This window comes from Rhizobium sp. BK112 (assembly GCF_014193215.1).
GTDB classification, from domain to species: domain Bacteria; phylum Pseudomonadota; class Alphaproteobacteria; order Rhizobiales; family Rhizobiaceae; genus Rhizobium; species Rhizobium anhuiense.
Window position 1 is genome coordinate 105,969 of sequence record NZ_JACHYZ010000003.1, and the last position, 25,556, is coordinate 131,524.

The window sequence follows — 25,556 nt, forward strand, 5'->3', positions numbered from 1 at the left end:
TGGCTTGTCAAGGCGACTGATGGTCGGTGATCAGGTTCCAGACGGCATCGTCGCCGGACAGGTTTTCAAAATCGGCAAGCTTGCGAAGCTGCAGGAAAGAGGCCTCGGACACATTCCGATTTCCCCAGCGCAAGCAGTCCATGAACTTGACTTCGCGTTCATGCACACTCATCGGCGCTTCGAGCGATCCCTTTGCATGCAAGCGAGACTTGCTCAAGATGCCCCCATCGCGCGTCGTGACGGTGACGACGTGCGGGAGGCGCTCCACGCCTTTTTCCTCTTCGGCCGAATAGGACTGCATTTCGATGCACGGCATGAGTTCCCGGATTTCCGGCCGCCCAATCTCCTGCCGCGTAAAATCCGAAAGGCTAAGGGAGCCTTTGAGGAAAGCTGTCGCCAGGCAATATTGCATCGAGAAGCGGGCCTGCATCTCATCGATGGGGTCGGGATAAGCGAGGTTGCGGGCAGCGGATATACCGACTTTTGTCTCGATCCGGGCAATGTCGCCAGCCAGAAGCCCACGCTCCTGCTTCAGATCCAGAAGCGCGTCGATGGCGCGATGGGTCGAGGCGCAACAGGGATGGCGCTTGGTCACCACGCCTCGGCTTTCGATGACATGTTCCTCCTCGAAGGTCAGGCCCTGCCAGCCCTTGGCATCATCGCCCCCGAAGAGATCGAGGAAACCTTGCGGCCGCTCGAGGATATCCGGCCGCCCGCTCATGCCGGCCAGCGCCATGCGCGCCGCGTCCACGGCATGGCGCGCGGCAATGCCGGCGTGAAGCGGTTTGGCGGTCGTGCCGAATTGCCCTTTCGGGCCGCAGGCGAAGCTCGTCGCCAGGCTCATCGCCGCGACGAGTCTCTCTTCGTCGGCGCCGAGAAGCCGTGCCACGCCAGCCGCAGCCCCGATGCTGCCGACCGTCGCTGTCGCGTGCCAGCCCCTGTTGTAGTGAGAGGGATTGACGCCAAAGCCGACCGCCGCCTGCGCTTCCAGCCCGGCGAGGTAGGCCTCGAGAAACCGTCTTCCGCTCGTCACCTTGCCGCTGGTCAGAACCGCCAGCAGCGCCGGTACCAGCACCGCGGAAGCATGCGCCCTCGCCGGATGGAAATTGTCATCGAAATCCAGCGCATGCGCCGCGGTTGCGTTGATGAGTGCGGCGAAAGAGGGCGAGGCGGCGCCGCCGGTGACGAGCCGCGCTTCGCCGCCTCCGGCGATTTCCCCGTCGAAGGCGCGAATGAGTGCCGCAATGCTTTCATCGCCCCGGCCGGCAATCATGCAGCCGATGGTGTCCACCGCAGCATCTCTTGCCCGCTCCATGGCGACGTCTGAGAACGTTGTTCGCGACAGGAGCTGTTCCGCGATCTTCCGGAGAATGGTGGCCATTGACGAAAGTCTTTCCGTGAGTTTGGTTCTCGGCGGAAAATGTTCAACTTTCCGCAGCTCCGCAATCTTATGCGGATCGCGGGTAGGGCTATCGACATTGGAGATAGAATGGCGCGAGACACGAGTGCGGCGATCAGCCTGAAGCATATCGAGGCCTATGACGCCATCGCCGCGACGGGCTCGACCATCGCCGCTTCCGTCGAGCTTGGTATCTCGCAATCGAATGCCAGCCGTTTGTTGCAGCAACTGGAAGACTATCTCGGCGTCCGGCTGTTCGAACGGGAAAAGAACCGGCTTCAACCGACCCGCGAGGGACTGCAGCTCGGCCCGGAAATCCGCGCCATTTCCGACCGGCTGCGCGCCTTGAAAACCGCGGCGATGGAGCTCGAGAGCGGTCGGTCGCGCGAGATCATGCTGCGGCTCGCCTTTCCCTCCAGCCTTTCCTCGACGCGCATTCCGAAGCTGGTGAAGAATTTTCTCGCCGCCAATGGTCCGATGCGCGTCGAAGTCGCGTCCGGCAGCTATCTGGCAATCGAACGGATGGTGGCCGACGGCGAAGCCGATCTCGGTTTCGCGCGGCTGCCACTGATGAGCCCGGGGTTGAAACAGGAGAAGGTGCTGTCGTCGCGGATTGTTTGCGTCCTGCATAATGATCATCCCAAGGCCGGCAGCCGCCTATTGTCGGTCGGCGAGCTGAAGGGGCAGGATCTGATCATGCTGAACAGGGAGCGGCCGGTTCGCCATGAGCTGGAGGCGTTGTTCTACAAGGCCGGCATCCGCCAACGCCCCCTGCTCGAGGCGCATTCGGTGGCGAGTGCCTGCGCTCTGGCCGCCCAAGGGCTCGGCATTGCGCTGGTCGGTGAGATCATCGCCCGCGAATATGCGACGCTGCCGCTGCAGTTCATCCCGCTCGAACCGGAACTGCCGGTTGCCTACGCGCTGATCAGCGGCGAGAAATTTCCGATGCCCAAGGCCGCCAGCCTCTTCCTTCAAAGCATTTCGGACTGGGCATGATGACGGTGCTTGGACTGTCCCGGGGGATCGCAAACGCATGAATATCAAGCAACTGGAAGTCCTGCGCACGCTTCTGGCGACGGGGTCGACGATTGCCACGGCAAAGACGATGGGTCTCAGCCAGTCCGGTGTCAGCCGCCTCCTCCAGCAGCTCGAGGCGGATCTTTCGATGTCGCTTTTTGTGCGCGACAAAGGCCGTCTCATTCCCACGCCCGAGGCCCTGCTTCTTGCCCGCGATGCCGAGAACATCTTGCTGGCGGTCGATCGGATGTCGGGTCATGCGGAGGACCTAAGAAGCGGCGCCGCCGGTCCGGAGATCGTCCGCATCGGCCTGCCGAGCAGCATGTGGGAGCATTTCGCGCCGGCCATGCTGGTCGATTATATCAGGGATTTCCCCGGTGTGCGGATCGAGACCTTCTTCGAGACGACGACTGCGATCAACAAGCTTGTCGAGCAGAGGGTGATCGATTTCGGCTTTCTGCGCATGGAGGGCGAGAGCGGACCGGGCATCGAGGTCGAGCGCGTCGCCACCGGCGAAAGCGTCTGCGTCGTTCCGAAGGATCATCCTCTTGCGAAACTGGAGGAAATCACGGTCAAGAATTTGCGCGACGTTCCTCTCATTCTGATCGGGCGCCAACGGCCGAACCGCATGGCGCTCGACCAGACCTTCCGGCGAGCCGGCATCAAGCAGATCGTCAAGATCGAGACACATACCAACAGTTCCGCCTGTTCCTATGTCGCGCATGGCCTTGGGGTCACGATCATCAGCAGCTTTTATGCCAATCTCTATCGCCACCTGCCGGTGGTTCACCGTCCTTTCGTGCCACGCGCGACCCAGGAATTCGGATTGGCGAGGGCGGTCGGGACGCCACTCTCGATTGCTGCCCACGCTCTGAGCGACGCCTTGAAGCGACAGATCCGGCTTTCGCAAAAAGACGTTTGAAATTAAGCTATTAGCCTGAAGCCTTGCGCGAACGCAGTCGCTTTGGTTGCGGTCGTATTCCGCATAGACTTATGACGGAATCGCATAATATTGCGGATATTTCTTCATTCGATCATAGTCTGCGGCAACGAAACCGATGGCGCCGGGCACAGTCCGTCGCCCATCGCGGGGAACAAAAATGCTGAAATTCGTTCTAAACCGCCTGCTGATGGCATTGCCGACGATCGTCCTCGTTTCGGTGACTGTCTTCACCCTGATCCGCTTCATACCCGGCGATCCGGCGGCACTGATGCTGGGGGATATGGCTGAGCCGGATCAGATCGCGGCAATGCGCTCGGAACTCGGCCTCGACAAATCGCTGCCTGAGCAGTTCCTGATCTGGACCGCCAATGTCGTGCAGGGTGACTTCGGCCGCTCGATCGTCAATGACGAGGCGGTGCTGCCGCTCGTCGCTTCACGTTTTCTGGTCAGCGCCGAAGTCGTCGTCGTCGCCGTGCTTCTGGCAAGCCTCATCGCCGTGCCGGCCGGCGTCATCGCCGCCTGGCGGCAAAACAGTCTGACGGACCTTGCGCTGGTCGGCACGGCCACGATCCTGCTGTCGATCCCGACATTCTGGCTCGGCCTCCTGCTTCTGCTTTTCTTCGGCTTGAAACTCAGCTGGCTGCCGGTGCTCGGCTATGTCTCGATCGGCAGCAACCTCACCGGCGGCCTGCTCTATCTCGTGCTGCCGATCATGACTCTGGTCATTCACGAGATGGGTGTGTTGATCCGCATGGCACGCGCCTCGACGCTGGAAGTGCTGCGTCTCGACTATATCACCCACGCCCGGGCCAAGGGGCTTTCCGAAAGCGCCGTCCTCTGGCGGCACGCCTTCAAGAATGCCTTCGGCCCGACCTGGACAGTCATCGGTCTGATCCTCGGCAATCTGCTCGGCGGCATTGCCGTCATCGAGACGGTCTTCACCATTCCGGGACTCGGGCGACTGATGGTCGACAGTATTTTTGCCCGCGATTACCCGGTGATCCAGGGGTGTCTGCTGTTCGTCTCGCTTTCCTATGTGCTGGTCAATTTGGTCGTCGACCTGCTCTATCCCTTGTTCGATCCGCGGGTAGTCGCCGAATGAAAAACGTCACGTTCAACGGCTTCATCGGCAGCATTCTGATTGCCGCATTGCTCATCTCCGCTGCGATAGGCCTTTTCTGGACCCCCTATGATCCGATGAAGCTCGGCTTCACCGCGCGGCTGGCGGCGCCAAGCAGCGCCCACTGGCTCGGAACCGACGAATTCGGCCGCGACGTACTCAGCCGCCTGATCGTCGGCGCCCGGGCGAGCGTCTGGATCGGCACCTTGACGGTCACATTCGCGACGGTCTGCGGCACGCTGATCGGTCTCGTCAGCGGTTACGCCCGCGGTTGGATCGATGCAGTCATCATGGCCGTCAACAATGCGCTTCTCGCCTTTCCGGGCATTTTGCTGGCGCTCGGTTTGCTCGCCGTCTTCGGCGCCAACCAATATGGCATCATCTTCGCGCTGGGCATTGCCTATTCGCCCTCGATGGCCCGGGTTGTCCGGGGTGCCGTTCTGTCGCTGCGCGAGCGGGAGTTCATCGAGGCTTCCAAGGTGATGGGCAATGGCGAGCTCTACACCATGTTCCGCCATATCCTCCCCAATTGCATCGCCCCGATCACCGTGCTTGCGACCTCGATGTTCGGCTGGGCGATCCTTTCGGAAAGCGCGCTCAGCTTTCTCGGCCTCGGCGTGCCGCCACCGGCGCCCACCTGGGGCAACATGCTGGCCGCCGGCCGGCCATTCATCGAGCAGGCGGTCTGGCTGGGTCTCTTCCCGGGCCTGGCGATCGCCCTGACGCTCCTCGGAATCAATCTTCTGGGCGACGCTCTTCGAGACAAGCTTGATCCGCGGATGAGGGGACTGAAATGACCAAGGAAACGCTTTTGAATGTCCGCAACCTGTCGCTTCAGGTCGCCGGCACCGGTGTGCAGGTCGTCAAGAACGTGAGCTTCGACATCGCGCCAGGCGAGATCTTCGGCATCGTCGGGGAAAGCGGATCGGGCAAGACGCTGGCAACACGCGCCCTGATCTCGCTGCTGCCGGCGCCGATCAAGGTGATCGGCGGCTCCGTTGCCTACAAGGGACGCGACGTGCTTGCGATGAGCGCTGCGCAATTGCGCCAATTGCGCGGTGCGGAAATCGGTGTCGTCTTCCAGGAACCGATGACCTCGCTCAATCCCTCGATGACCGTCGGCCGCCAACTCGAAGAAGGGTTGCAGCTGCATACGAAATTTTCGCAGGAAGAGCGGCGCAGCCGGATCCTTGACATGCTGAACCGGGTCGGGATCCGCGATCCCGCCGGGGCGCTCACTTCCTATCCGCATGAATTCTCGGGCGGCATGCGCCAGCGCATCATGCTGGCATCGGTCATGCTGCTGAAACCGGCGCTGTTGATCGCCGACGAGCCGACGACGGCGCTCGATGCCGTGATCCAGCGCGATGTCATGGAATTGATGGTGGAACTGACGCAGGCGGAAGGCACCGCCGTGCTGCTGATCAGTCACGACCTGCCGATGGTTGCCCGCTACACCAACCGCATCGTTGTCATGGAAAAGGGCGTGATCGTCGAAGAAGGACGCACCGCCGATCTGCTCGACGCACCACAGCGTGCCTATACGAAGAAACTGCTTTGCTCCCTGCCGTTCCGCGGAGAGACCCGGACGATCGACAAGACCAAGGCGCCGATGGTCTCGGCACGGGATATCGTCGTCGATTATCCGGGCCGGCGGTCGCTGATGAAAAAGGCAACGCCAAAGCGGGCGCTGCATGGCGTCAGCATCGATATCCACGAGGGCGAAGTCGTGGCACTGGTCGGCGGTTCGGGTTCCGGCAAGACCACGCTCGGCCGCACCATTGCCGGACTGGTCCGGGAGAGCGAAGGCGATATCCGGTTCAGGGGACGCAGCCGCGACGACAACTGGATGGACTATCGGCTGAATTGCCAGATGGTGTTTCAGGATCCTTATTCCTCGCTCGATCCGCGCATGACCATCGTCGCGCTTGTGGAAGAAGCGCTGCGGCTCGTTCCCGATCTCGACGCTGCGGCAAAGCGCACGCGCGCCCTGGAGACGCTGGAGGAAGTCGGGCTTGGGGCCGACTACGCCGGGCGCTACCCGCATGAACTTTCGGGCGGCCAGCGTCAGCGCGTGGCGATTGCCCGGGCCATTGCGCGCCGGCCGAAATTCCTGATCGCCGACGAACCGGTATCGGCCCTCGACGTGACGGTCAGGGCGCAGGTGCTCGAACTCCTGTCCGATCTGCAAAAACGCTACGGCTTTTCCTGCCTGTTCATCAGCCACGATCTCGGCGTGGTCGAACAGGTGGCCGATCGTGTCGTCGTCATGCAGGACGGCCGGATCATCGAGCAGGGCGACCGCGATACGGTTTTCGACAGGCCGAAGGAGGCCTACACACAACGGCTTCTCTCGGCCATCCCCGCTCTGGACCACAATGCTCAGGGCGGCGTGATCCTCAAATGGCGCCTGGAGAACTGACATGACGACGATGATTGAATCCGCAAAGCTTGCGGAGCGATTGAATGCGATCTGCGATGCCCAGCCTTTCGTGACGCGCTTCATGGTGCGTGCGCTCGGCAGCGGAGAAACGATCGGCAGAGGTGCGGACGAGGAAACGCCCTCCGCCAGCACCCGAAAGACCTCGATCATGATGGCAGCCTTGAAGGCCGCGCATGAAGGCCGCCTGGATCTGGACGAACGGATTACCTACGAAAAGCGTTTCGCCGAGGAAGTGGCAAGCGGGATGTTCCGCTATCTCAGCCCCGGAATCGTCATATCGCTGCGCGATGCCATCACCGGCATGATGGTGCTGAGCGACAATGTCTGCACCAAGATGGTCTTCGAAAGGCTGACGCTCGAAGAGGTCGACAATTATTGCAAGTCGATCGGCATGACAGGCACCAACCATCGCTTCCTCATCCCTCCCTTGGCGCTGTCGCCCGATCATTCCTTGAAGGCCGTCACCACGACGACGGCGCGGGATCAGGTCTATCTGCTGCAGACCATCCTGGATGCGCAGGATTCGCGGGACGCTGCGGACCGGCTCGGCTGCTCGCAGGCGCTGTGCGCCTACGCGCTTCAAACCCTGAAGAACCAGATCCTGCGCTATGCCATTCCTTCCCGGCTGCCGTTCGGGGTGCTCGTCGCCCACAAGGGCGGCACGGGAAAGCGCGGCCGCATGAATGCCGGCATCGTCTATCGCGACGGGACCCCCTTCTACATCATCGCCGCCTATACCGACGACGTGCCGCAGGAAATGCCGGACGGCACACCTGGTTATACGGTCGCGCTCGAAACCATCGGCAGGCTTTCACGCGCCTGCTGGGATGAACTCCGATCCTAACAATCCATAAAAGAGGGTAGAACAATGCATAAGCTTCTTCTCGCAGGCACCATGTTGATGGCGATGGCCGGCGTGGTCGATGCCCGCGATATCGTCGTGGCGCAAAGTTCCGATTTGCGCAGCGCCAATCCAGGCGTCAATCGCGACGGCAATACCGATGGCGTCATCCTGCATATCGTCGAAGGGCTCGTCGGCTATGCCAACAACGGCGAGGTCAAGCCGCTGCTGGCAAAGAGCTTCGAAGTCTCGGCGGATGGGCTGAGCTACAGCTTCAAACTGCGTGACGACGTCAAATTCCACAACGGCAAGAAATTGACCGCCGATGACGTCGTGTGGAACTGGAACCGCTATCTCAAGCCCGAAACGAAATGGACCTGCCGTCCTGACTTCGACGGCAGCGGCAGCGTGCATGTTACCGGGGTCAAGGCAGTCGATACTTCGACCGTCACCATCACGCTGGAAAAGCCATCCGCGGTCTTTCTTGGCCTGATGTCGCGCCCCGAATGCGGTTACACCGGGATCATCTCCCCGGAATCGGTCGGTGCGGACGGAAGCTTCATCAAGCCGATCGGCACCGGTCCCTTCAAATGGGATGAATGGAAGAAGGGCGAATATATCCATCTCGCCAAGTTCGACGATTATGTCTCGCCCCAGAACGACGGCAAACCCGACGGCATGGTCGGCTCGAAACGCCCTCTCGTCGATGGCATCAAGTTCATGGTCATTCCCGACGCTTCGACCGTAAAGGCCGGCCTTCAGTCCGGCGTGCTCGATACCGCGGAGATTTCACCGGATCTCATTCCCGAATTCAAGACGAGCGACACGATGCAACTGATCGTGGCGCGCAACAACGGCAAAAACCTCTTCTACATCCAGACGCGCGACAAGGTTCTGAGCAATCCCGGCGTGCGCCGCGCGATGGCGATGGCACTCGATCTCGACCAGCTCGTCGAGGCAGCCTCCAATGGCACCGGCACCGCCAACGGTTCGATGGTTTCGCAAGACTCGCTCTATTTCGACGATGTCCAGAAGGAGCGCCTGCCCTACGACATCGAGGCGGCAAAGAAGGAGCTTGCGGCCGCCGGCTACAAGGGCGAGCCGATTACCATCATCGCCAACAAGCGCAGCAACGTGCCAAGCTTCCCGGCCGCGGTGATGGCGCAGGCCATGATGCAGCAGGCAGGTCTCAACGTGCAGATCGAGGTGCTCGACTATGCGACGCAGGTCGATCGTCGCCGCTCCGGCAACTACCAGATCATCTCGCAATCGGTCGCGCCGCGGCTCGATCCGGCGCTGATGTACGGCTTCTATGTCGGCAACAAGGACAAGAACGCTTCGTTGATGTGGGATGACCCGAAGGCAGTCGAACTGATGAAGGCGGCCTATGCCGAGCCCGACCAGGCGAAGCGTCAGGCGATCTTCGACGAGTTTCACACGCGGATGCTCAAGGAAATGCCGGGCATCTTCCTCTATGACATGGTCGATGTCTGGGGCGCGACCAAGAAGCTCAAGGGCCGGCCCGTCTGGCAATCGAATGCCCGTCTTTGGGAAGTTTCGCTCGACAATTGAGCCTGAACGGCGGCGCCCGGTGGGTCGGGCGTCGCTATTCCACTTCGACAGTCAACAGAAGATCCGGCAGGCATCAGTCCTGCCGGGTCCGGTGCAACACGTCCCTGTGGCGGCAGGACAGACAGCGAGGAAATGCCATGAATCTTGACGCGATCAGCTCCATTGCCGCGACGATCGAAAAGATGAAACCGGATTATCTCGCTCTCAGCGACAGCATCTGGGATTTCGCGGAGCTGAAATTCGAGGAGCGGCGCTCGTCGCAATTGCTGGCAACGGCACTCGAGGAAAACGGCTTTGCCGTGCGCCGCGGCGTCGCAGGCATGGAAACGGCCTTCATCGGCGAATCCGGCAGCGGCAAGCCGGTGATTGCTTTCCTCGGCGAATTCGATGCCCTGGCCGGAATGAGCCAGACCGCCGACGTGGCTGAGCCTCTTCCCCAGGCGGCGGGAGCAACCGGTCACGGCTGCGGGCATAATCTGCTTGGTGTCGGGTCGCTGATGGCGGCGGTTGCGCTTGCCCGCCACCTCAAGGAGAACAATTTGCCCGGGACGGTGCGCTATTACGGCTGCCCGGGAGAGGAGGGCGGTTCCGGCAAGACCTTCATGGTTCGCGCCGGCGCATTCGATGATGTCGATGCCGCCCTGACCTGGCATCCGGCTCCGTTCAACGGTGTTCGCTCGACGAACAATCTTGCCGTTCTCGAATATTACTATCGCTTCAGGGGTGTCGCGGCACATGCCGCCAACAGTGCCCATCTCGGCCGTTCGGCGCTCGATGCGGTCGAACTGATGAATGTCGGCGTCAATTTCCTGCGCGAACACATGCCGCAGGATTGCCGCGTTCACTACGCGATCACCGACACCGGCGGCAGGGCGGCCAATGTCGTCCAGGCCAGCGCCGAGGTGCTCTATCTGATCAGGGCGCCTGACATGCCGCAGGCGCTTGAGCTTGCCGGGCGCGTCGAGAAAGTTGCACGAGGTGCGGCGATGATGACTGAAACCGAAGTCGAGATCGTGTTCGACACCGCCTCGACGAACCTTCTTCCCAACATCACGCTGGAAACGGCAATGCACCAGAACATGGTCGCGCTCGGGCCGATAGCCTTCGACGAGGCCGACATCGCCTTCGCCAGGAAAATCCAGGATACCTTCACTGAGGAAGCAATCAGGAGCAGCATCCGCCTCTATCAGATCAAGGGCGATGTGTTCTCCAATGCCAAGGTCGATGGCTCGACGCCCTTGCACATCGGTCTGCGCGATTTCGAGGGGCAATCGCATTTCCGGGCCGGATCGACCGATGTCGGCGACGTCAGCTGGGTGACGCCGACCGCGCAATGCTGGGCGCCAGCCTGGGCGATCGGCACCAATCCCCATACCTGGCAGGTCGTCGCACAGGGAAAAAGCCCGGCCGCGCACAAGGCCATGGCACATGCGGCCAAGACGCTTGCGACAACGGGGCTCGCATTGATGTCGTCACCCGACCTCCTGGCAGCCGCGACGGACGAGTGGCGAGAAAAGACCAGCGGCAAAGCCTATACATGTCCGATCCCCGACAATGTGATGCCCGCAACGGTTCATGGCCGGTAGTTCCCGTCTCCGTCTGCTGTGACAACGACCTGCATCGCACCCGCTTGCAGGATCCCATGAAAAAGCACTAAGGGTATGGAAGTCGAAAGCGCGGAACTGAGGCATTCACCGCTTTCGAACCTCCAACACGTCGGAAAAGGCAAAGATGACAAGCTCCGAATGGCGGGTGGGAGTGCTGTTTTCCAGAAGCGGAATTAGCGAAATTACGGAAACCGAGCACTTTCTTGGCACCGCACTTGCGATCGAGGAAGTCAATGCGGCGGGGGGCGTGCTTGGCAAGCCCATCGTTCCGATCGCCTATGATCCGGGCGGGGACCAAACCGCCTATCGCAATCTGGCCCGGCGCCTGCTCGCCGATGACGACGTCAATATCATTTTCGGTGCCTCGATGTCGGCCAGCCGAAAGGCGGTGCTGCAGATCGTCGAACGGCACAACGGACTGCTGTTTTATCCGTCGATGTACGAAGGTTTCGAATATTCGGAGAATGTGGTCTATACCGGCGCCACCCTCAATCAGAACACCTTCGCGCTTGCGGAATACCTTCTGCGCCACCATGGACGCCGGATCTACTTCGTCGGCGCGGATTATATTTATCCGCGCGAATCCAATCGGGTCATGCGGGATGTGGTCGAGGCAAAGGGCGGTGAAGTCGTCAGCGAGCGATATCTTCCCCTTCATGCCGACGAACAGACCTTGCGTTCGGTGATTTCCGATATCGTCCGTCTCAAGCCCGATGCCATCTTCTCGACGATCATCGGCCGGCCGGCGCAGCGTTTCTACCGCATGTATGCCGAGGCCGGAATCGATCGGACGCGGGTTCCGATTGCCAGCCTGACCATGGCCGAGAGTGAGATTCGCGAGATCGGAGCCGACGCCTGCACCGGCCATATTCTTTCGGCGACCTATTTCCAGACGGTCGAGAACGAGGCGAACGAGCGCTTCGTGGGGGCATTCAAAGCCCGTTTCGGCCAGGACTTCACCACGAGCGTCTGGTCGCAGCCGGCCTATGCGCAGGTTCACCTTTTCGCCCGCGCACTTGCCCGGGCCGGCTCGCTCGAGACCCATCGTATTTCCGAAGAAATCCTTCTGGAAGATTATCTTGCTCCAGAGGGCCGGATCAACTTCGACGCCGACACCCGCCACCTCTGGTTGCATCCCCGCATCGGCGTGGCGCGCGCCGATGGGCTTTTCGACATTGCCTGGCAGGCGCCTGGCCCGATCCGGCCGGACCCGTATCTGACGGCGTCGCGGTTCGAAGACGTCTGGCTGGAGGCCTGAGATGGCGGGACCGAGCAGGATCGTTCAGGATCTGCGGCGCGCACGCGTTCTGGTTGTCCATCCGCGTGACGAGGACGGCAACGTGCTGATCGCTCACCTCAAGCGCCTTGGCTGCGAGGTCCGGGCCACCTGGCCGCTTCCGCCAGCCTTGCCTCCCGACGTGGACACCGTCTTCCTGCATGTAGAGGATGTGCATGTCGAGCACGCGCTTGAGATCATCGACCTCCAGCAGACGGCGATCATCGCCATCGTGACCTATGAGAGCCCGACAGCCCTCCAGGCGATCATCGATCTCAACGCCCACGGCGTTATCAGCAAACCGTTGCGGCCGCTCGGCATCCTGACGCAATTTGCGCTTGCACGCTATCGGCAGAGCTACGAAAAGCGGCTCGCCGGCAAGGTGCAGAAACTCGAGGAAACCTTGAAAAGTCGCCGGCTGGTCGAAAAAGCCGTTTCAGCGCTGCGGGCCATGAATGGTCTCGACGAGGCCGCGGCCTATAAGCTCTTGCGCGATCAGGCGACGTCAAAGCGCGTTCCGATGGCGACGATCGCCGAATCCATCATTGCCGCGCAAGACACCATGAAAAGCCTCGGACTTTCCATCGGCGCAAAAACTCAACCTTAAGTTGCCAGCACTGGCGTCGCTGAAAATGCCTGCTGACGCGGCTTGACGGTCACATTCTTTCGTGCAAGCCTAAAGACAACGAGCAGGTTTGCTCAGCGGCAGGGCTGCCGCATTCACATCATGGCTATGTAGCCTCTGGTTCACGGATTGAATTCCGTGCCAGAGGTTTTTTGCGTTTGGAGACAAGATTGAGTGTCAAGACCTCAACCGCACGGGCGGTAACCGTCGCAACCGTCCAGTTCGAACCGATCATCGGTGATCGCGCCGGTAATCTCGCGGCTATCGAGCGGCTGGCGAAGGCGGCGAAGACCCAAGGCGCGGAGATCGTCGTTCTGCCGGAACTGGCCGATAGCGGCTACACCTTCCGTGACGGCGAGGAGGTTGCCGCATTGGCCGGCCCGGTACCCGGCGGCCCGAGTGCCGAGACGCTCCGCCGCCTTGCCGAGGAGTTTGGCCTTTACATCGTCAGCGGCATTGCCGAGCAGGATGGCGACCGGTTTTACAACAGTGCTCTTCTTTGCGGCCCCGAGGGATATATCGGCAAATACCGCAAGCTCCATCTGTGGAACAACGAAAACCGTCTTTTCAGAAAAGGCGATCTCGGACTGCCGATATTCGACCTGCCTTTTGGCCGTATCGGCATTGCCATCTGCTACGATGGCTGGTTTCCGGAAACGTTTCGTCAGTTGGCCCTGGCCGGCGCCGAGCTGGTCTGCGTGCCTACCAACTGGGTCCCGATGGCCGGTGCCGAAGGCCTTCCCGAGCCGATGGCCAATATCCTCCATAAGGCGGCCGCCCACACCAATGGCCTTTACATCGCCTGCGCCGACCGGATCGGCATCGAGCGCGGCCAGTCCTTCATCGGCCGCAGCCTGATCGTCGGCCCGCAGGGTTGGCCGATCTCTGGTCCGGCCAGTGCCGATCGCGAGGAAATCCTCCTTGCGCAAATCGATCTGTCGAGCGTGACGGAAACCCGCACGCTCAACAGTTTCAATCATCTGCTCGGCGACCGCCGAGCCGATGTCTACGGGTAATGTCAATCCACTCAAGAAAGGGGAACAAAATGCAAATGAAAACCATAATCCTTACACTGGCATCTGCGGCATTCGCCACCGCAGCTTTCGCCGAGGATCCGATCAAGATCGGCGTGCCGGTCGGGCTTTCAGGCGCAAACAGCGTGGTTGCGCCGTCCGTCGTCCAAGCTGCGGAGCTCGCCGTCGAAGAAATCAATGCCAAAGGCGGCGTGCTCGGGCGGCCATTGGAGCTTGAGATCGCCGACGATGCATCAGGGGCGGCCGGCGCGCAAAAGGCCTTCGATTCCCTGGTTTTCCAGAAGGAGGTGAACGTCATCATCTCCATGGAGACAAGTGCTGCGCGCAATGCCGGCCTGCCGATCGTTTCCAAGGGTGAGGTGCCATACATCTACACGTCCTTCTACGAAGGCAAATCCTGCAACGCCAATCTTTTCGTCGATGCCTGGGTTCCAGAACAGCAGGTGCCGCCTGTCGTCGACAATTTCATCAGCAAACAGGGCGCAAAGAAGTTCTTCCTGATCGGTTCGGACTATGCCTTCGGACGCGGCATGCTGACCTTCGCCAAGGGCTATATCGAAAAAGCCGGTGCTCAGATCGTCGGCGAGGAATATCTGCCGATCGACGGCAGCGATTGGACGGCCATCATCTCCAAGGTCCGCTCCTCCGGCGCCGATGCGATCATCACCTCGACGGCCGGCGGCGCACCGAACGTGACCTTGACCAAGCAGTTGCGTTCGTCTGGCGTCACCCTGCCTTACGGCAATCTCGCGGTCGACGAAGGCACCGCCAAGAGCATGGGCGCGGATGCCAAGGACATCTTCCTTTCGGCCTCCTACGTCACCGGCATCGACAGCCCGGAAAACAAGGCTTTTCTCTCGGCCATGGACAAGAAGTTCGGCAAGGAACTGCGCACGCCGAACGATCTCTCCGTGCCGCAATATGAAGCGATCTACCTTTACAAGGCAGCCGTCGAAAAGGCTGGCAACACGGATACGGCGGACGTGCTCAAAGCCCTTCCTGACGTCTCCTTCACCGGTCCGCGCGGCAAGATCTCCATGAACAAGCAGCACCACGCGCCGCTGACGATGTATCTTGGCCAGGTCAAGGACGACGGCAGCGTTGCAGTCGTCGATAGCTTCAAGGACGTCGATCCCGGCGATCAGTGCCCGAATCTCTGAAACCAGCGTGGCGGGGCAGGGCGCCCCGCCTCCAGCATCGGAGTTCTAGAAATGACGCTCTTTCTCGATATCGTCAGCACTGCGGCCATTCTCTTCATCGTTGCCGCCGGGCTGCTTGCGATCTTCGGCGTGCTGAAGATCATCAATTTCGCGCATGGCGCATGGCTGACCATCGGGGCTTACTGCGCTGTTGTCGTCAGCGGGTTCGGTCTCAATCCATGGCTTGCCATCCCCTTTGCGTTTCTGGTCGGCGCGATCCTCGGCGGTGTTGCCGAACGGTTCATCGTACGGCCTCTCTATCGCCGCCCGCTCGACGCCATTCTTGCAACCTGGGGCCTTGGCATCGTCATCGGCCAGCTGATCACGCTGTGGTTTGGCCGCGACGTGCAGTTCACGCCGGCGCTGCTGCCGGGCACCTTCGATCTCTTTGGCACCGGCTACTCGGCCTACCGTCTTTTCGCCATTGTCGCCGCCATCTGTCTGGGTCTCGGCTTCACCTTGCTGCTCGATGGGACAAGGCTTGGTCTCTCCGCCCGGGCAGTCATCATGAACGAAACCCTGGCGCGCGGGCTCGGTATCGATACCGAAAAGGTGCGGCTCGCGACCTTCATGATCGGCACCGGCCTTGCGGCCCTTGCCGGCGTGCTGCTCGCGCCGCTGACCAGCGTCGATCCCAATATGGGCGTCGCCTGGCTGACGGGCGCCTTCATGCTGGTGATGGTCGCAGGCTCTTCTTTCACTGCGCTTGCTGCCGCCTGCCTCATCTTCGGGGCCGCCCAAGTGCTCGTCAGCACCTATTTCAGCCCAATCCTCGGCGGCATCACCGTGGCCGTCCTCTGCGCGATCACACTGCGCATACGTCCGAAGGGATTTGCCCGTGCCTAATAGACAAAAACTCCGGCTTGTCCTTCTTCTGACGCTGGCGCTCGCGGCTCTCCTGCTGATCGTCATCGGACCGATGTTTCTCGGCCGCTTCAGCCTCAACGTGCTGACGCGTTCGATGATCTACGCCATGCTGGCGATTACCGTCGACTTGCTCTGGGGCTATACGGGCGTTCTCACCTTCGGGCAGGCGGCATTCTTTGGCGTGGGCGCCTATGCCACCGCCATGGTTCTCACCCATATCGGCGCAAGCCCGGCGCTTTTCGTCGTCGCCCTTGTCGCCGCCGTGTTCGTTCCGCTCGTGCTTGGCCTCGCCGTCGGCTGGCTGTCGTTCTATCACGGATCGACACCGCTCTATGCCACCGTGATCTCGCTCGTGGTGCCGATCGTCGTCACCCAACTCATCTTTTCCGGCGGCACCTGGACCGGTTCGTCGAGCGGCCTTGTCGGTTACGAAACCCTCCCGCTCGGGCTTCCTGGCTATTTTCGCCTGTCGGGCGCGTGCCTGCTGGTCTTGGCCGTTCTTGCCATCGTCTTCGTCCGGTCGGACGCCGGCCGTCTGCTGGTTGCAATTCGCGACAACGAAGCCCGCATCGCCTATCTCGGCATGAACCCCGCTCGGCTGAAGATCGTCCTGACGGCCGTTCTGGCTGGCGTATGCGGCCTGGCCGGCTTCCTTTATGCCAACGCATCCGGTGTCGTCGCACCCGAGAATACCGGCTTCGTATTCGGAACCGAACTCGTCGTCTGGACGGCGCTCGGTGGCCGGGGAACGATCATCGGACCCTTGTTCGGCGCAATCGGCATCGACTATCTGAGCGCCAGCCTTTCGGGCGATCTGCCCTTCCTGTGGCAATTGATCATCGGTGCGCTCTTCGTCGCCATGATCATCCTTTTGCCGGGCGGCCTCGCTTCCCTGGTGACGCGATTCCTGCAGTCGGCCAACTCCAGCAGCACTCTGAAGTCCTTGCCGACGCGCATCGTCGCCGAGGACGGTCCGTTGGCGGGCAAAAGCCTTCTGTCGATCCGCGGTCTCGGCAAGTCCTATGGCAGCCTCTCCGTCCTCAAGGGCATCGACCTTGAAATCGGCGCCGGAGAACTCGTCAGCCTGGTCGGCCCCAATGGCGCCGGCAAGACCACGCTGATGCGTTGCCTGTCGGACGGTACCCAGCAGATCGAAGGTCAAGTGGATATCATCGGCACGAATATCGCCGGTCATGCACCGGAACGGATCGTCGCTCTCGGCGTCGGCCGCAAATTCCAGGTTGCCAGCATCTTCGACAGCATGACCATCGGCGAATGCCTCAAGATGGCGCGTTTCAGCCGCGAGACACCCAGTCCGATGCGATCGCTCGCCGAGATCATGCTGCCGGCCGCTGCAGCTGAGATCCTGACGCTCACCGGCATGGCCGACATGTTGGACAAGCCGGTCTTGCTGCTGTCGCATGGTCAAAGGCAGGCTCTCGAACTGGCGATGGTCGTCGCTCTGGAACCACGCATCATTCTTCTCGACGAACCGACGGCGGGTCTTACCAAGACCGAGCGCATGACCATCGGAGCCATCCTCAAAAAACTGACGGACGAGATGGGTTTCGCCGCCATCCTGGTCGAACACGATCTGGATTTCGTGCGCGACATATCGAGTCGCATCGTGGTTCTCCACCAGGGCAAGCTCGTTCTCGACGGCACGGTGAATGACGTGGTCAATTCCGAAACGGTTCGCACCATCTACGCAGGAGGCGCCCATGGCTGACGCGTTCAAACTCAAACTCAGCGGCGTATCGAGCGGATATGGCGCGGTCGACGTCGTCAACAGCGTGTCGCTTGCCATCCGGCCTGGCGAAATCTTCACCCTCATGGGCAAGAACGGCATGGGCAAAACGACGCTGCTGAAGACAATCCTTGGCTTCCTGCGTGCCGGCAAGGGCAAGATCGAGGTCGATGGTGCCGCTATCATCGACAGGAAGCCCGCCGAGTTGATCGCTTCCGGCATCGGCTACGCCCCTCAGGAATTGCCGTTGTTTCAGGATCTCTCCATCCGCGACAATCTGCGCCTCGCGCTCAAAGGCGATCGGGATCTGGCATCCGCCCTGGAGCGGGTCTACGCCTATTTCCCGTTCCTGAGGGATCGGCTGGCACAGAAAGCCGGCACGCTGTCGGGCGGGGAGCAGAAAATGCTGATCCTCGCGCGGGCGCTGATGCTGCGTCCGAAACTGCTGCTGATCGACGAAATCTCCGAAGGTCTGCAGCCCTCTGTTGTCCAGAACATCGCCAAGGCATTGAGGGACGACCGCGAAAAGCGCGGCACGACCATCCTGCTGGTCGAACAGAATCTGGATTTTGCCCTTTCGGTGGCGGACCGCTGGGCCATTCTCAAACTCGGGGCGATCGAAGACGAAAGCCTCAACGGTCCGGAGAGCCGCGCCCGTGTCCTGCAACATCTGAAGATCTAGGGGCCGGCGCAAGTGCGAGACCCATGGAACGCTTTCATGCCCTATCCGGATGCGGATGTCGGGCACGCGGCCAGCGGCCCGCTTTCCGGCCTTCGACTGGCGGTCAAAGACCTTTTCGACGTTGCCGGCTATCCCACAGCGGCCGGCAACGCCACGGTACTTGCTGCCTCCGGCATCAAGACATCGACGGCGCCTCTGGTCCGAACACTGCTCGATGCCGGCGCCTGCTTCGTCGGCAAAACCAATACGGATGAGCTCGCCTATTCCCTGATCGGCGGCAACATCCATTTCGGTATGCCGATCAATCCGCGCGATCCCAATCTCATCCCCGGCGGGTCGTCGTCGGGCTCGGCCGTCGCGGTTGCTGCGGGCCTTGCGGATATCGGGCTTGGAACAGACACGTCCGGCTCCATCCGGCTGCCGGCCGCCGTCAACGGCCTCATCGGCTGGCGGCCGACACATGGAAGCCTCGACAACCGGGCACTGCGTCCGCTGGCGCCAAGCTTCGACGTGCCGGGTTTCATCACGAGAAGCCTGGAACCAATGGCTGCGGTGATGAGCGCCGTCGGCATGCCCGCGGCAGATGACCGACCATCATCTATTCTCATTTCCGCGGATATCTTCGCAACCATCGACGACGCGTTTGCCGACGAGATGACCGCCAGCCTTCGATCAGCGGCCATACCTGTCCGCAGGATAGATGCGATCTCCTCGTTCAGCCTCGCCGACCTTGCTTCGGCGTTCATCACCATCCTGCAAAGGGAAGCCTGGGACAGCAACAAAACACTCTTCGAGCGGGGCCCTGAAGCCATTGCTCCCGATATTGCTTCGCGCCTTCTGTCAGGATCTCGTCTGGATGACGAGGAGGTGCGTGAGGCACGTGCGATCGCCAAGCTCTTTTCCGCGGAGATCGACCGATTGCTGTGCGAAAATGTGATTGTCGCTCTTCCGACCTTGGCCATGAACCCGCCAGCGCGCGATGCCGGCGCAGAAAGCTTCGCTAGATTCCGTTCCGCCTGCATCGAGCTTCTGTGTCTTTCGGGCCTTAGCTGCTGCCCGCAACTGGCTCTTCCAATTGCCAGTTACGTGGGGAAAGTTTCGCTTTCCTTGTTAGGCGAAAGGAGCGCCGACAGGATGCTCATGAATGTGGCCGGGCGACTAAGGGCTGAATGAAAGAGCAAATGCGGCCGGGACGCTTTCCCGCCGTCCATCCATCCCCGTGACTTGCGACCGGCCGATGAAATTGCCCCTGCAATGGCAGCGGAAGCGCGGCACGACGCTTGGCTATTGTGTGCCGCCGCCTTTGCGTCGCCTGACCATCTGGCCACCGATGATTAGCAGAGCCGAATTGACCGCACCTATGCGGGCAATCGCCCAACTGCCCGCCGCCACAAACTGCGGAAACACTGCGTCCCGCAGTTGACGCGAAACGCTTTTTGACGATACGGCAGGGCGAAATCGCAAATGGCGGATGGTCGTCGGTGGGGCGGAAGAGCTGCGGAGCATGGGTTTGAAACGGGCGGTGGATTTTTTCCTGGCTTTGCTTGCATCGGTGGTCCTGCTCGTTCCGATCCTGATCGTCGCTCTTTGTGTTCGCTTAACCTCGCCAGGACCGGTTCTCTACTGGTCAAAACGGATCGGTCGTTTCAACCAGATCTTCCTGATGCCGAAATTCCGGAGCATGCGTGTCGACACGCCGACGGTTGCCACGCATCTGCTCGACAATCCGGATCGGTTTCTGACACCCATCGGCTCGTTTCTGCGCAAATCCAGCCTCGACGAACTGCCGCAGCTTTGGTGCATTCTCGAGGGGAAGATGAGCTTCGTCGGTCCGCGGCCGGCGCTCTACAACCAATATGATCTGATGGAGTTGCGCACGGCGCACGGTGTCGACAAGCTCCTGCCTGGATTGACGGGATGGGCGCAGATCAACGGGCGCGACGAATTGCCGATCCCGGAGAAGGTGAAATTCGATGTCGAATATCTCGAGCGGCGCTCATTCGGCTTCGATATGCGCATCCTGTTCTTGACCGCCGAGAAGGTCATTCGCCGCAAGGGTATCAGGCATTAAGTTACCTACTTCTGATAGACTAGCGGTGCAGAAGGCCTTGATTTCCGATTATTTCAGTTGCGCTCGTTGGAGAAAGTGACAAGAAGGTGGTTGTCTGATTGATCTGCGAGACGCTGGTAAGCAATGCCTGAAAATACCCCCGCTGGGACGCCGCGCTCAGGATGGTTGTTACTGCCGATGCAAGCGCTCGTCGCTCCTCTCCTGGCGATGCCGCGTGTTGCCAAACGCGCACTGGCTTTGCTGGTGGATTCCTGCTTTTGCATTCTGACGATCTGGCTCGCCTATTGCTTCCGCCTGAACGAATGGACGGTGCTGACCGGCGTGCAGTGGTTGCCGGTCTTTGTTTCGTTGTGCATGGCACTTCCGATCTTCATCGTCATGGGCATGTATCGGGCGATCTTCCGTTATGCCGGCCTGGCGGCTTTCATCGCGGTTCTGAAGGCCATTGCCATCTACGGCGTCGCCTTCATGACGATATTTACGGCGCTCAGCGTCCCGGGCGTTCCGAGAACCGTCGGCATTCTCCAGCCCTTCCTGCTGCTGATCGGGATCGGCCTGTCGAGGTTGGGTATCCGTTACTGGCTCGGGGATGCCTACCAGCGCATCCTTAACAAGAATACGGTCGCCAAGGTGCTGATCTACGGGGCAGGGAGTGCCGGGCGGCAGCTGGCGGGTGCCCTGACGAACAGTGCCGAACTCAATGTTGTCGGCTATCTCGACGATGATCCGCGCCTCAAGGGCGGCATCATGGGCGGCCTGCCGATCTACGATCCCTCGGATCTTCCGGTGCTCGCCGAAACGCTTGGCGTGCACAATGTGCTTCTTGCTCTTCCATCGGCATCGCGGCAGCGCCGCAACGAAATCCTGGAGCATATTCGCACAGCCAGGGTGAACGTTCGCACATTGCCGGATCTTACGGCCCTGGCTCAGGGGCGGATCGCCGTCTCCGACATCCGTGAACTGGAGATCGAAGATCTGCTCGGAAGAGAAGCGGTTGCGCCGCGGCAGGCCTTGCTCGACAAGGCGATGCGCAACAAGGTGGTGATGGTCACGGGTGCCGGCGGCTCGATCGGCGGCGAATTATGCCGTCAGATTTTGCGTAATAGCCCTTCCAGCCTGATCCTCGTCGATCAGAATGAGTTTGCGCTTTATAATATCCACGCCGAGCTGCAGAAGCTGGCCGAACTGTACAAGCATGAAAATCTGCAGATTGTCCCGATTCTCTGTTCCGTCCGTGATCAGGATCGCATCGAGCATATCATGCAGAGCTGGCGACCTCAGACGCTTTATCATGCCGCCGCCTACAAGCATGTGCCTCTTGTCGAACATAATGCCGTGGAAGGCATCAAGAACAACGTCATGGGGACGCTGGTCACGGCACGCGCGGCGAACAAGAACGGCGTCTCGAATTTCGTGCTGATCAGCACGGACAAGGCCGTGCGTCCGACAAATGTGATGGGCGCCAGCAAGCGGCTGGCGGAGATGGTTCTGCAGGCGCTCGCAGCAGAGTCGACGACTGACAGACTGCAAACGAATTTCTCCATGGTGCGTTTCGGAAACGTCCTTGGCTCCTCCGGTTCGGTCGTGCCGCTTTTCCGGCAGCAGATCAAGGAAGGTGGTCCCGTGACGCTGACACACCCTGATATAACCCGCTATTTCATGACCATTTCGGAAGCCTCGCAACTCGTTATCCAGGCTGGCGCGATGGCCGAGGGCGGAGATGTTTTCCTGCTCGACATGGGTGAGCCCGTTCGCATCGCAGATCTCGCCCGCAAGATGGTGGAGCTTTCCGGGCTGACGGTTCGCGACGAGGACAATGCCGAAGGGGACATCGAGCTTTCCGTCACCGGCCTCAGGCCCGGCGAGAAACTCTATGAAGAACTGTTGATCGGGGATAATCCAGAAACGACCGAACATCCCCGGATCATGAAGGCGCGCGAGGATTTCCTCTTCTGGCCGGAGCTTTCGAAAAAGCTCACCTCACTCAATGTCGTCTTGGATCGGAACGATATGACCGCAGCGCGGTCGATGTTGGCGGAGCTCGTCTCTGGCTATTCATCAACGGGCGAGGTCTCGGATCTCGCGTTCACCGGTGCCGAAACCACTACCGCCGCCTGAGACATCCGGCAGCTGGTTCCGGCTGACAGACGCTCAGCCGCGAACGCCGGTGTTGTTCCCACGGTCGGAAAGCCGTTGTGGGCAGCCGAGTGGGCTAGCTGAAGAGCCAATTCATGTGCTTCATCGACCTGTCCGTTACTATCGCCAGTATGCGCGAGTCGAACTTTCCGCCGATGATCGACCGAGGAAGTAGCCGAGGCCGAATGCCAGCATGCCGGTGGCGAGCAACAATGCGCTTGCTGCTTGCGGGTGATCCCTCGCGCCGGAGGCGACGGCATAGACCTCGCGCTTCACCTCGTTGGCGGCCGACTTCGCGACCTTGGTCAATCCCTCCGGCTGCTCGGTGGGCGTGCCGGTGAATCCGGCGTTCAAGTTCTGTTTGTCGGCCATGTCGAGGACCTTTCCTGAGAGTGGCGCGAAGCAGAAAGTTCAATCCTGCTCGCGTGTGCCGGGGGAGGCTTCGCGTTGATCCGCGTCTTCGAGATCCGTCTTGACGAGGAATGCATCCGTATGTTCGCGTGAGGCCTCTCGCAATGCTGCAAGGCTTGGAGGATTGTCAGCCTCGCCCTGCTGTGCATCGAGTTCATGTTCAGCCAGGCTCCAGTGATGCTGATGCTTGCCGTCCGGCCTTCCTTCCTTCTCCCACAGAGAATGGGCCCTTTTTCGGATCTCCTCCTCGCGGGTGGCTGCCGGCGACGCGACGCTCTGCTTGTTGATATCGGTTGCGGCTCGCCGAGCCATCTCCCGTCCGCTTGTTTTCGTGGCGGACGGAACTTCCGGCCGGTCACCGTCGGTCGCGCTTTCGCGTATCTTGCGTCGTGCTGGGTTTTTCATGAGCGCCTCCTTGGAGTTCTCAACCAACTCGACCGACCTAAGTTCCAAACAAAGTTTGCTTCTGATTTCGTCAGGTTCATGCCGTCACTCGACCGTAGTGCGTCTTGGCATGGGGACAAAACTAATATACTAGTATGCCAGATAGGTTCAGCGTCCCGGTATCGTTATGCGGCAGGCATCAGAAACCGAAGTTTTGGTCGTCCCGGCCCCGCAAGAGGTTGCCGGCAGGTTGCGCCGTATCACCGCGGCCGGCGCAATCTACGAGCGCCTGCATGCCGACATCGTGTCATTGCGAATGCCGCCCGGCATGCTGCTGCAGGAAAAGCGGATCGCCGATGATTTCGGCGTCAGCCGCACGCCGGTACGTGAGGCGCTGCTCCGGCTTTCCGAAGGCGGACTGGTCGATATCTATCCGCAGTCGAGCACCGTCGTGTCGCGGGTGCCGGTTTCGGCGATCCCCGAGGCGGTCGTCGTGCGCAAGGCGCTCGAAGGCGCGACTGTCGAGACCGCGGCCCTGACCGCCACCGCCGCAGACATTGCCCGTCTCGACGCCATCATCGCGCGGCAGCAGACCCATGCTGCGGCCGGCAATGCCTCGAATTTCCATGAGGACGATGAGGCCTTTCACGAGGCAATCGCACAGATCTCCGGTTATCCCGGCATCTGGGCGACCCTGAAAACGGTCAAGGTGCAGCTCGATCGAGCACGACGGCTGACGCTGCCGGTTCTCGGGCGCATGGACAATGTGGTGCACGAACATATGATCATCCGCGATGCGCTCGCCGCCCATGATGCGGTGGCGGCACGCAGCGCGATGACCCATCACCTGAGCGCGGTCATTCCCGATGTCGACGAACTGCGCGCACGTTACCCCGATTATTTCTGCTGACGGCAGGCGAACATGAAACGAAAAGGCGAGGGAAGGACGAAGGATGCGACAGGGTTGGAGATGGTTCGGACCGGAAGCGCCGGTGACGCTGGATGACGTCCGCCAGACGGGTGCGACGAATATTGTCTCTTCGCTGCATCAGGTGCCGATCGGCAGGGCCTGGACGGAAACGGAAGTGCGCGAGCGCCAGTCTCTGATCGAGACGACGCCTGGCGACCGTTCGCCGCTCGTCTGGTCGGTCGTCGAAAGCATCCCGATCCCCGACGCCGTCAAACGCAAGGGTGGGGAGGCCAAAGCCGAAATCGAGGCGTGGATCGCCAGCCTCGAAGCGGTGGCCGCCTGCGGCATTCCGATTGTCTGCTATAATTTCATGCCGGTGGTGGACTGGACCCGCACCGAACTCGATTTCGTGACGCCGACGGGTGCCACCGCCATGCGCTTCGACCACGAGCGCTTCGCGGCCTTCGATCTCTTCATTCTGGAACGGCCGGATGCGGCGCAGCACTATTCCGCGGAGGACCGCGAACGGGCGCGTATCGTCTTCGAGGCGATGACGGACGACGAGATCGCCGACATCACCCGTATCATCACCTCGGCTCTGCCTGGCTCGACCACCGAACCTCTGACCATTCCGGCCTTCCGCGAAAAGCTGGTCGCCTATAGCGGTATCGATGCCGCCAGGCTGCGCCGGCACCTGATCGAATTCCTGGAGGCGGTGACGCCGGCTGCCGAAGCGCGCGGTGTCAAGCTGACGCTGCATCCCGATGATCCGCCGCGTTCGCTGTTCGGCCTGCCGCGCATCGCCTCGACGGCCGATGATTATGCCGCTCTTTTCGATGCGGTGCCATCGGCGGCGAACGGCATGTGTTATTGCACCGGCAGTCTCGGGGTGCGCGCCGAAAACGATCTGCCGGCGATCGCCCGGCGTTTTGCTTCGCGCATTCATTTTGCCCATCTGCGCGCCACGACGCGCGAAGGCGACGGCCGGACGTTCCATGAAAGCGCGCATTTGGAAGGCGACGTCGATATGGTCGCGGTCCTCCGGGAACTGGTGGCGGAAGACCGCCGCCGCGGCGCGCAGGACACCATTGTCTTCCGCTCGGACCATGGCCACCGCATGCTCGACGATCTCGACAAGGTCGTCACACCAGGCTACCCCGCCATCGGCCGCATGCGCGGCCTTGCCGAGCTGCGCGGCATCCTGCATGCGCTGGGCGCCCCGCCGAACTGAGGGCGTCCCCTGTTCGCGCAGCGCCCTTCGGCGGAAATTAT

General features: G+C 61.0%; 23 protein-coding genes and 1 pseudogene. 20 read left to right on the plus strand and 4 right to left on the minus strand.

Features of this window, described 5'->3' with window-relative positions; genetic code table 11:
- Positions 1-7: 7 nt before the first annotated feature.
- Positions 8-1,381: an MmgE/PrpD family protein gene (locus tag FHT75_RS09930; RefSeq protein ID WP_183844827.1), complete on the minus strand. Its 1,374-nt coding sequence runs from the start codon at positions 1,379-1,381 to the stop codon at positions 8-10.
- 39 nt (positions 1,382-1,420) lie between these two features.
- Here FHT75_RS09930 and FHT75_RS09935 point away from each other — a divergent pair, with 39 nt between their 5' ends.
- The 16 genes from FHT75_RS09935 to FHT75_RS10010 all read left to right on the plus strand — a co-directional run bounded on the left by FHT75_RS09935 (position 1,421) and on the right by FHT75_RS10010 (position 19,545).
- Complete coding sequence (locus FHT75_RS09935; protein WP_183844826.1) at positions 1,421-2,395, plus strand: LysR family transcriptional regulator; 975 nt, start codon at positions 1,421-1,423, stop codon at positions 2,393-2,395.
- Between the two features lie 37 nt (positions 2,396-2,432).
- Positions 2,433-3,338, plus strand: a complete 906-nt coding sequence (locus FHT75_RS09940) for a LysR family transcriptional regulator (RefSeq protein ID WP_028756484.1) — start codon at positions 2,433-2,435, stop codon at positions 3,336-3,338.
- Between the two features lie 178 nt (positions 3,339-3,516).
- Positions 3,517-4,461 (plus strand): ABC transporter permease, encoded by a 945-nt coding sequence (locus FHT75_RS09945; protein WP_047615028.1) that lies wholly within the window; start codon positions 3,517-3,519, stop codon positions 4,459-4,461.
- On the plus strand, positions 4,458-5,276 hold the full coding sequence (locus FHT75_RS09950) for an ABC transporter permease (protein WP_017992060.1): 819 nt from the start codon (positions 4,458-4,460) through the stop codon (positions 5,274-5,276). The genes FHT75_RS09945 and FHT75_RS09950 overlap by 4 nt, the downstream gene beginning before the upstream one ends.
- Positions 5,273-6,901, plus strand: coding sequence for an ABC transporter ATP-binding protein (locus FHT75_RS09955; protein WP_183844825.1), 1,629 nt, complete (start codon positions 5,273-5,275; stop codon positions 6,899-6,901). The genes FHT75_RS09950 and FHT75_RS09955 overlap by 4 nt, the downstream gene beginning before the upstream one ends.
- Position 6,902: 1 nt before the next feature.
- The gene (locus FHT75_RS09960; RefSeq protein ID WP_047615024.1) at positions 6,903-7,766 is read left to right on the plus strand and encodes a serine hydrolase; all 864 of its coding nucleotides are present in this window, start codon (positions 6,903-6,905) and stop codon (positions 7,764-7,766) included.
- 24 nt (positions 7,767-7,790) lie between these two features.
- On the plus strand, positions 7,791-9,335 hold the full coding sequence (locus FHT75_RS09965; RefSeq protein ID WP_183844824.1) for an ABC transporter substrate-binding protein: 1,545 nt from the start codon (positions 7,791-7,793) through the stop codon (positions 9,333-9,335).
- 137 nt (positions 9,336-9,472) lie between these two features.
- Positions 9,473-10,921: a M20 family metallopeptidase gene (locus FHT75_RS09970; RefSeq protein WP_183844823.1), complete on the plus strand. Its 1,449-nt coding sequence runs from the start codon at positions 9,473-9,475 to the stop codon at positions 10,919-10,921.
- A gap of 145 nt (positions 10,922-11,066) precedes the next feature.
- Positions 11,067-12,200, plus strand: coding sequence for a transporter substrate-binding domain-containing protein (locus FHT75_RS09975; protein WP_028756478.1), 1,134 nt, complete (start codon positions 11,067-11,069; stop codon positions 12,198-12,200).
- Position 12,201: 1 nt separating this feature from the next.
- Complete coding sequence (locus FHT75_RS09980; RefSeq protein ID WP_028756477.1) at positions 12,202-12,825, plus strand: ANTAR domain-containing response regulator; 624 nt, start codon at positions 12,202-12,204, stop codon at positions 12,823-12,825.
- A gap of 188 nt (positions 12,826-13,013) precedes the next feature.
- Positions 13,014-13,859 (plus strand): nitrilase family protein, encoded by an 846-nt coding sequence (locus FHT75_RS09985; protein WP_183844822.1) that lies wholly within the window; start codon positions 13,014-13,016, stop codon positions 13,857-13,859.
- A gap of 29 nt (positions 13,860-13,888) precedes the next feature.
- The gene (locus FHT75_RS09990; protein ID WP_047613269.1) at positions 13,889-15,037 is read left to right on the plus strand and encodes a substrate-binding protein; all 1,149 of its coding nucleotides are present in this window, start codon (positions 13,889-13,891) and stop codon (positions 15,035-15,037) included.
- Positions 15,038-15,088: 51 nt separating this feature from the next.
- Complete coding sequence (locus tag FHT75_RS09995; RefSeq protein ID WP_028756474.1) at positions 15,089-15,922, plus strand: branched-chain amino acid ABC transporter permease; 834 nt, start codon at positions 15,089-15,091, stop codon at positions 15,920-15,922.
- Positions 15,915-17,672, plus strand: a complete 1,758-nt coding sequence (locus tag FHT75_RS10000) for an ABC transporter permease subunit (RefSeq protein ID WP_312865374.1) — start codon at positions 15,915-15,917, stop codon at positions 17,670-17,672. The genes FHT75_RS09995 and FHT75_RS10000 overlap by 8 nt, the downstream gene beginning before the upstream one ends.
- A complete protein-coding gene (locus FHT75_RS10005; protein WP_183844820.1) occupies positions 17,665-18,372 on the plus strand; it encodes an ABC transporter ATP-binding protein in 708 nt (235 codons plus the stop codon). The genes FHT75_RS10000 and FHT75_RS10005 overlap by 8 nt, the downstream gene beginning before the upstream one ends.
- 12 nt (positions 18,373-18,384) lie before the next feature.
- On the plus strand, positions 18,385-19,545 hold the full coding sequence (locus tag FHT75_RS10010; RefSeq protein ID WP_183844819.1) for an amidase family protein: 1,161 nt from the start codon (positions 18,385-18,387) through the stop codon (positions 19,543-19,545).
- A gap of 141 nt (positions 19,546-19,686) precedes the next feature.
- On the opposite strand, the pseudogene FHT75_RS10015 reads toward FHT75_RS10010, so the two are convergent.
- A pseudogene (locus FHT75_RS10015) lies at positions 19,687-19,767 on the minus strand (EamA-like transporter family protein); the annotation flags it as partial.
- A 109-nt stretch (positions 19,768-19,876) separates the two neighbouring features.
- On the opposite strand from FHT75_RS10015, the gene FHT75_RS10020 reads away from it, so the two are divergent.
- Together FHT75_RS10020 and FHT75_RS10025 are read left to right on the plus strand one after the other, a co-directional pair.
- Positions 19,877-20,443: a sugar transferase gene (locus FHT75_RS10020; RefSeq protein ID WP_028756496.1), complete on the plus strand. Its 567-nt coding sequence runs from the start codon at positions 19,877-19,879 to the stop codon at positions 20,441-20,443.
- Positions 20,444-20,566: 123 nt separating this feature from the next.
- Positions 20,567-22,561, plus strand: coding sequence for a polysaccharide biosynthesis protein (locus FHT75_RS10025; protein WP_047613263.1), 1,995 nt, complete (start codon positions 20,567-20,569; stop codon positions 22,559-22,561).
- A gap of 138 nt (positions 22,562-22,699) precedes the next feature.
- On the opposite strand, the gene FHT75_RS10030 is transcribed toward FHT75_RS10025, so the two are convergent.
- Positions 22,700-22,951: a hypothetical protein gene (locus FHT75_RS10030; protein WP_047613262.1), complete on the minus strand. Its 252-nt coding sequence runs from the start codon at positions 22,949-22,951 to the stop codon at positions 22,700-22,702.
- A 39-nt stretch (positions 22,952-22,990) separates the two neighbouring features.
- A complete protein-coding gene (locus FHT75_RS10035) occupies positions 22,991-23,395 on the minus strand; it encodes a DUF2934 domain-containing protein (protein ID WP_097594734.1) in 405 nt (134 codons plus the stop codon).
- Positions 23,396-23,561: 166 nt separating this feature from the next.
- On the opposite strand from FHT75_RS10035, the gene FHT75_RS10040 reads away from it, so the two are divergent.
- Complete coding sequence (locus FHT75_RS10040) at positions 23,562-24,284, plus strand: GntR family transcriptional regulator (RefSeq protein ID WP_028756500.1); 723 nt, start codon at positions 23,562-23,564, stop codon at positions 24,282-24,284.
- 43 nt (positions 24,285-24,327) lie between these two features.
- Complete coding sequence (gene uxuA, locus FHT75_RS10045; RefSeq protein WP_097594735.1) at positions 24,328-25,515, plus strand: mannonate dehydratase; 1,188 nt, start codon at positions 24,328-24,330, stop codon at positions 25,513-25,515.
- Positions 25,516-25,556: the final 41 nt, after the last annotated feature.

What these genes read in the sequence shown, in the direction of transcription:
- FHT75_RS09930 (WP_183844827.1), bottom strand. Translation starts at nt 1,381, where the DNA reads ATGGCCACCATTCTCCGGAAGATCGCGGAACAGCTCCTGTCGCGAACA.
- FHT75_RS09935 (WP_183844826.1), top strand. Translation starts at nt 1,421, where the DNA reads ATGTTCAACTTTCCGCAGCTCCGCAATCTTATGCGGATCGCGGGTAGG.
- FHT75_RS09940 (WP_028756484.1), top strand. Translation starts at nt 2,433, where the DNA reads ATGAATATCAAGCAACTGGAAGTCCTGCGCACGCTTCTGGCGACGGGG.
- FHT75_RS09945 (WP_047615028.1), top strand. Translation starts at nt 3,517, where the DNA reads ATGCTGAAATTCGTTCTAAACCGCCTGCTGATGGCATTGCCGACGATC.
- FHT75_RS09950 (WP_017992060.1), top strand. Translation starts at nt 4,458, where the DNA reads ATGAAAAACGTCACGTTCAACGGCTTCATCGGCAGCATTCTGATTGCC.
- FHT75_RS09955 (WP_183844825.1), top strand. Translation starts at nt 5,273, where the DNA reads ATGACCAAGGAAACGCTTTTGAATGTCCGCAACCTGTCGCTTCAGGTC.
- FHT75_RS09960 (WP_047615024.1), top strand. Translation starts at nt 6,903, where the DNA reads ATGACGACGATGATTGAATCCGCAAAGCTTGCGGAGCGATTGAATGCG.
- FHT75_RS09965 (WP_183844824.1), top strand. Translation starts at nt 7,791, where the DNA reads ATGCATAAGCTTCTTCTCGCAGGCACCATGTTGATGGCGATGGCCGGC.
- FHT75_RS09970 (WP_183844823.1), top strand. Translation starts at nt 9,473, where the DNA reads ATGAATCTTGACGCGATCAGCTCCATTGCCGCGACGATCGAAAAGATG.
- FHT75_RS09975 (WP_028756478.1), top strand. Translation starts at nt 11,067, where the DNA reads ATGACAAGCTCCGAATGGCGGGTGGGAGTGCTGTTTTCCAGAAGCGGA.
- FHT75_RS09980 (WP_028756477.1), top strand. Translation starts at nt 12,202, where the DNA reads ATGGCGGGACCGAGCAGGATCGTTCAGGATCTGCGGCGCGCACGCGTT.
- FHT75_RS09990 (WP_047613269.1), top strand. Translation starts at nt 13,889, where the DNA reads ATGCAAATGAAAACCATAATCCTTACACTGGCATCTGCGGCATTCGCC.
- FHT75_RS09995 (WP_028756474.1), top strand. Translation starts at nt 15,089, where the DNA reads ATGACGCTCTTTCTCGATATCGTCAGCACTGCGGCCATTCTCTTCATC.
- FHT75_RS10005 (WP_183844820.1), top strand. Translation starts at nt 17,665, where the DNA reads ATGGCTGACGCGTTCAAACTCAAACTCAGCGGCGTATCGAGCGGATAT.
- FHT75_RS10020 (WP_028756496.1), top strand. Translation starts at nt 19,877, where the DNA reads ATGGGTTTGAAACGGGCGGTGGATTTTTTCCTGGCTTTGCTTGCATCG.
- FHT75_RS10025 (WP_047613263.1), top strand. Translation starts at nt 20,567, where the DNA reads ATGCCTGAAAATACCCCCGCTGGGACGCCGCGCTCAGGATGGTTGTTA.
- FHT75_RS10030 (WP_047613262.1), bottom strand. Translation starts at nt 22,951, where the DNA reads ATGGCCGACAAACAGAACTTGAACGCCGGATTCACCGGCACGCCCACC.
- FHT75_RS10035 (WP_097594734.1), bottom strand. Translation starts at nt 23,395, where the DNA reads ATGAAAAACCCAGCACGACGCAAGATACGCGAAAGCGCGACCGACGGT.
- FHT75_RS10040 (WP_028756500.1), top strand. Translation starts at nt 23,562, where the DNA reads ATGCGGCAGGCATCAGAAACCGAAGTTTTGGTCGTCCCGGCCCCGCAA.
- uxuA (WP_097594735.1), top strand. Translation starts at nt 24,328, where the DNA reads ATGCGACAGGGTTGGAGATGGTTCGGACCGGAAGCGCCGGTGACGCTG.